Consider the following 6,362-nt stretch of genomic DNA (forward strand, 5'->3'; position numbering starts at 1 on the left):
ACAATACATGTACATTCAAAGTCTGGCGTTAACTTCATACCGAAACTATGAACACACCGAGCTTCAATTCGACAATAAGGTGAATGTCATGATCGGTGAGAATGCCCAAGGTAAAACGAACTTGATGGAAGCGATCTATGTATTGTCGATGGCAAAGTCTCATCGTACGTCAAATGATAAAGAACTTATCCGATGGGACCAAGACTATGCTAAAATAGAAGGTAGAGTCATTAAAAAAAATGGTCCACTCCCAATGCAGCTCGTGATCTCAAAAAAAGGGAAAAAGGGCAAGGTCAATCACATTGAACAACAGAAGCTCAGTCATTATGTTGGTGCATTAAACACCATCATGTTTGCGCCAGAGGACTTAAGTCTTGTGAAGGGCAGCCCGCAAATCCGCAGAAGATTCCTCGACATGGAGATTGGACAAGTTTCTGCTGTCTACTTACATGATTTATCGCTCTATCAAAAAATCCTTTCTCAGCGGAATCATTACTTGAAACAATTGCAGACAAGAAAGCAATCGGATCAAGCGATGCTGGAGATTTTAACAGAGCAGTTGATTGATGCGGCAGCGAAAGTGGTCAAAAGACGACTGACTTTTACGAAACAGCTCGAAAAATGGGCGCAGCCGCTGCATTTTGGGATTTCTAGAGAGCTAGAAACACTCACGCTCCAATACCAGTCGGCAATAGAGGTATCAGAAGCGTCAGACTTGTCGAAAATAAAGAATAGCTATGAAGAATCGTTTCAGAAACTAAGAGAGAGAGAAATAGACCGAGGGGTGACACTGTGGGGACCTCACAGAGATGACCTGCTTTTCTTTGTGAATGGCCGGGATGTTCAGACATATGGCTCTCAAGGGCAGCAAAGAACAACAGCTCTTTCACTAAAGCTGGCAGAAATTGATCTGATACATGAAGAAATCGGAGAATATCCTATTCTTCTACTTGATGATGTGTTATCTGAACTTGATGATTACAGACAGTCTCATTTGCTCCATACCATTCAGGGGCGAGTACAGACCTTCGTCACCACAACAAGTGTTGAAGGCATCGATCACGCCACCCTGAAAGAAGCGGAAATTTTCAGAGTAGCCAGTGGAAAAGTAATTGACTGATAAATGAGGTGTGAGTCTTGTATATTCATTTAGGTGATGATTGTGTTGTTTCTACACGAGAGATTGTCGCAATTGTTGATTACAAAATGAGGTCGTCTTCTGTTGTAGAAGAATTTCTACAAAAACAGGAGAAACATATCATTTCGTTATCACAAGGGACACCCAAATCCATTGTCGTCACAACTGAGTCTGTTTATTACTCTCCTCTTTCCTCAAGCACGCTCAAAAAACGTGCTTCGTTTGTGATTGAAATTGAAGTCTAAAAGCTCAATTCATATAAATATATCGTTTAAGAAAAGTGTAGGTGAATGTACGTGGCAATGGAACAGCAACATAATAGTTATGATGAAAATCAGATACAGGTGCTTGAAGGACTAGAAGCTGTTAGAAAACGTCCAGGAATGTACATTGGGTCAACCAATGCAAAAGGACTTCACCATCTTGTATGGGAAATTGTCGACAACAGTATTGATGAGGCATTAGCTGGTTATTGTACAGACATTACAGTGCAAATTGAAAAGGATAACAGCATTACAGTAAAAGATAATGGCCGCGGGATTCCTGTTGGAATTCATGAGAAAATGGGGCGTCCTGCCGTAGAGGTCATTATGACTGTTCTTCACGCTGGCGGTAAATTTGACGGCAGCGGTTATAAAGTATCTGGCGGTCTACATGGTGTAGGGGCATCTGTTGTAAATGCATTATCTACTACCTTAGACGTGACCGTATACCGTGACGGAAAAATTCATTATCAGCAGTTCAAACGCGGTGTTCCAGTGGGAGATTTAGAGGTTATTGGTGAAACAGATGTAACCGGGACAACAACCCACTTTGTGCCAGATCCAGAAATTTTCACGGAAACCATTGAATTTGATTACGATACACTTGCTAACCGTGTTCGTGAGTTAGCTTTCTTAACAAAAGGTGTAAACATCATCATAGAAGACTTGCGTGAAGGCAAAGAGCGGAAAAATGAATACTGCTACGAAGGCGGTATTAAGAGCTATGTAGAACATTTAAACCGCTCAAAAGAAGTCGTTCATGAAGAACCTGTGTACATCGAAGGTGAGAAAGACGGAATTACGGTTGAAGTGGCATTACAATACAACGATTCCTATACAAGCAATATCTATTCCTTCGCCAACAACATCAACACGTATGAAGGCGGAACACATGAAGCTGGCTTTAAAACCGGTCTAACGCGTGTCATCAATGACTATGCTCGTAAAAATGGCGTATTCAAAGATGGGGATGCGAATTTAAGTGGTGAAGATGTGCGAGAAGGCTTAACAGCCATTATCTCCATCAAACATCCAGACCCTCAATTCGAAGGGCAAACGAAGACAAAGCTTGGGAACTCAGAAGCGAGAACCATCACAGACTCCCTTTTCTCAGAAGCACTTGAGAAATTCTTGCTTGAAAATCCTGATTCTGCGAAAAAAATTGTGGAAAAAGGACTGATGGCAGCTCGTGCAAGAATGGCTGCCAAAAAGGCTCGTGAGCTGACAAGACGTAAAAGTGCGCTGGAAGTCTCCAGCTTACCTGGGAAACTGGCGGACTGTTCTTCTAAAGATCCTTCCATCTCTGAGCTCTATATTGTAGAGGGAGATTCTGCGGGCGGATCTGCTAAGCAAGGCCGTGATCGTCACTTCCAAGCGATCTTACCGTTAAGAGGGAAGATCCTAAACGTAGAAAAAGCTCGTTTAGATAAAATTTTATCGAACAACGAGGTTCGTGCAATGATTACAGCGTTAGGAACTGGAATCGGAGAAGACTTCACTTTAGAGAAAGCACGCTATCACAAAGTTGTGATCATGACAGATGCCGATGTAGATGGAGCGCATATCCGAACGCTTCTCTTAACATTCTTCTATCGTTACATGCGTCAAATCATTGAAAACGGTTATGTGTATATTGCACAGCCGCCTTTATATAAAGTGCAGCAAGGAAAACGTGTGGAGTACGTGTATAACGATAAACAGCTGGATGAGCTGTTAAAATCACTACCTCAAACACCAAAGCCTGGACTTCAGCGTTATAAAGGTCTTGGAGAGATGAATGCTACTCAGCTTTGGGAAACAACAATGGACCCTGATGCGAGAACACTTCTTCAAGTCACACTTGAGGATGCGATCGATGCTGATGAGACATTTGAAATGCTGATGGGAGATAAAGTAGAGCCGAGACGGAACTTTATCGAAGAAAATGCACAATACGTGAAAAACCTTGATATTTAGATGAATCCCTCCTGAGAACAACCTTATTTCTTGTTTGGAATAAGGTTGTTTTTCAAGAAACAGGGGTGTGAAACGAATGTCCTGGTTTTCCGTGTTTTCGTTGATTTTCTAGTAAATTAATGTGTATAAAGCCGAGATTATTGATATAATGAAGAATAGTCTTGTGAAGATAAATACATATTTTACTCCCACATAATTTATTTCATGTGATACGTAAAGGGAGGTTCTTATAGTGAGTGAACAACATACACCAAATGTACGCGAAGTGAATATTAGTCAAGAAATGCGTACGTCCTTTTTAGATTATGCAATGAGTGTTATTGTTTCGCGTGCATTACCAGATGTGCGAGATGGATTGAAGCCCGTGCATCGAAGAATTTTGTATGCGATGAATGACCTAGGTATGACAAGTGATAAACCATTTAAGAAATCTGCACGTATCGTTGGAGAAGTTATCGGTAAGTACCACCCTCACGGTGACAGCGCTGTATACGAAGCGATGGTTCGTATGGCGCAAGACTTCAACTATCGAAATATGCTAGTTGAAGGACACGGAAACTTTGGTTCTGTCGATGGAGACAGTGCAGCAGCAATGCGTTATACTGAGGCGCGTCTATCTAAAATTTCAATGGAAATCCTTCGTGATATCACCAAGGATACGATTGATTATCAAGATAACTACGATGGCAGTGAAAGAGAACCAATCGTCATGCCTGCTCGTTTCCCGAACTTATTAGTCAACGGGGCAACAGGTATCGCTGTAGGGATGGCAACCAACATTCCGCCTCACCAGCTAGGTGAAGTGATTGATGGTGTACTGGCAATTAGTCAAAGTCCAGAAATGACAACACAGGAACTAATGGAGATCATTCCAGGACCAGACTTCCCAACTGCGGGACAAATCATTGGCCGAAGCGGAATCCGTAAGGCATATGAAACAGGCCGGGGCTCTATTACATTACGTGCAAAGTCTATCATCGAAGAAACATCCAGCGGTAAGCAGCGGATTGTCATCAATGAAATTCCATATCAGGTCAACAAAGCCCGTTTGATCGAAAAAATCGCTGATCTTGTGCGCGATAAAAAGATCGATGGCATTACAGATCTGCGTGACGAGTCTGATCGTAATGGAATGCGGATTGTGATTGAACTGCGAAGAGACGCGAACGCCCACGTTCTATTAAACAATCTTTATAAACAAACGACACTCCAAACATCATTTGGAATCAACTTATTGGCACTTGTCGATGGACAGCCGAAAGTCTTGTCCCTCAAACAATGTCTTGAATATTATCTAGAGCATCAAAAAGTGATTATTCGCAGAAGAACAGCATATGAACTTCGTAAAGCTGAAGCAAGAGCTCATATTCTAGAAGGTTTAAGAATCGCTCTTGACCACTTAGATGAAGTCATTGCATTAATTAGAAGCTCTCAAACTGCTGAAATCGCGAGAAATGGCTTAATGGAGAACTATAGCTTGTCCGAAAAACAAGCACAGGCCATTCTTGATATGCGTCTTCAGCGCTTAACTGGTTTGGAAAGAGAAAAGATAGAAGAAGAATACAAAGGGCTTGTTGATTTGATTGCTGAGTTGAAAGCCATTTTAGCAGACAATGAAAAAGTTCTTGAAATCATTAGAGAAGAATTAACAGAAATCAAAGAACGTTTCAATGATACGCGCCGTACTGAAATTGTGACAGCAGGTATTGAAACAATTGAAGACGAAGATTTGATTCCTGTTGAGAACATCGTGATTACGCTGACTCATAATGGTTATATCAAGCGTCTGCCTGCATCAACATACCGCAGTCAAAAAAGAGGCGGTAAAGGTGTTCAGGGAATGGGAACCAATGAGGATGATTTCGTAGAACAGCTGATTTCAACATCTACCCATGATACGATCCTCTTCTTCTCTAATAAAGGGAAGGTCTATCGTGCGAAGGGATATGAGATTCCTGAATTCGGACGGACAGCGAAAGGGATTCCGATTATTAACCTGCTTGAAGTAGAAAAGGGAGAGTGGATTAATGCCATTATTCCAGTAAGCGAATTTGATGAAGATTCGTATCTCTTCTTTACAACAAGACATGGTGTATCAAAACGAACTTCATTGTCTCAGTTTGCCAACATTCGAAACAATGGACTTATCGCATTAAGTCTTCGTGACGAAGATGAACTGATGGCTGTCCGTTTAACCAATGGAGAAAAACAAATCATCATTGGTACGAAAAAAGGTATGCTGATTCGTTTCGACGAGACAGATGTTCGTGAAATGGGGCGTACGGCAGCTGGCGTGAAAGGAATTACGCTTTCTGAAGATGACATCGTCGTTGGGATGGAAATCCTTGAGCCAGATGCAAACGTATTGATTGTCACCGAAAAAGGATATGGTAAGTTAACACCTGAAAAAGAATACCGTGTTCAAAGTCGGGGCGGTAAAGGTCTTAAAACATGTAAAATCACTGACAACAATGGTCCGCTTGTCGCAGTGAAGGCGACGAATGCTGAAGCTGAAGAGGACTTGATGATTATTACAGGAAGCGGCGTGATCATTCGTATGGCCGTTTCAGACATTTCAACAACAGGCCGAGTCACTCAAGGTGTCCGCCTGATCCGTCTAGGTGATGATGAACATGTCGCTACAGTGGCATTAGTTGAACAATCACAAGAAGATGATGAAGAGAATAGTGAAGAAAACGTAGAAACTATAGAGTCAGATCAAGAGCAATCTGAGTAAAAATAAAGCCGGTTTTTCACCGGCTTTATTTTTTTCTAAAAAAACTCATGTTTTTTTGAAATTTATAATGCTTTTTTCATAGATATGTGTTAATCTTTCAAAGGAGCAAAAAGAGGCTCTATTTTTTATCTCTTTTACAGTGGAAACTTCTTAAAAAAATAAAATGTTTTTCAAGAAAAATGTTGACTGTTGATAGAGATATATGATATATTTAAGTGGTCGCTTTAAGAGAGTGACAAACAAGTTCTTTGAAAACTAAACAAGACAA

4 protein-coding genes are annotated in these 6,362 nt (G+C 41.1%); all 4 read left to right on the top strand.

Going from position 1 to position 6,362, the window contains the following annotated elements; genetic code table 11:
• Window positions 1-7: 7 nt before the first annotated feature.
• The 4 genes from recF (at window position 8) to gyrA (ending at window position 6,094) form a co-directional block, all read left to right on the top strand.
• Window positions 8-1,120 carry a DNA replication/repair protein RecF gene (gene recF, locus BA81_RS15995; RefSeq protein WP_034283646.1) on the top strand — a complete coding sequence of 371 codons (1,113 nt, stop codon included), beginning with the start codon at window positions 8-10 and terminating at the stop codon, window positions 1,118-1,120.
• Between the two features lie 17 nt (window positions 1,121-1,137).
• Window positions 1,138-1,383, top strand: a complete 246-nt coding sequence (remB, locus tag BA81_RS16000) for an extracellular matrix regulator RemB (RefSeq protein WP_034283648.1) — start codon at window positions 1,138-1,140, stop codon at window positions 1,381-1,383.
• Window positions 1,384-1,440: 57 nt separating this feature from the next.
• Complete coding sequence (gyrB, locus tag BA81_RS16005) at window positions 1,441-3,357, top strand: DNA topoisomerase (ATP-hydrolyzing) subunit B (protein ID WP_034283656.1); 1,917 nt, start codon at window positions 1,441-1,443, stop codon at window positions 3,355-3,357.
• Between the two features lie 232 nt (window positions 3,358-3,589).
• Window positions 3,590-6,094 carry a DNA gyrase subunit A gene (gene gyrA, locus BA81_RS16010; RefSeq protein WP_034283649.1) on the top strand — a complete coding sequence of 835 codons (2,505 nt, stop codon included), beginning with the start codon at window positions 3,590-3,592 and terminating at the stop codon, window positions 6,092-6,094.
• The last annotated feature ends 268 nt before the right edge of the window (window positions 6,095-6,362 follow it).

Origin of the sequence: Bacillus safensis FO-36b, assembly GCF_000691165.1 — a bacterium.
GTDB lineage: Bacteria > Bacillota > Bacilli > Bacillales > Bacillaceae > Bacillus > Bacillus safensis.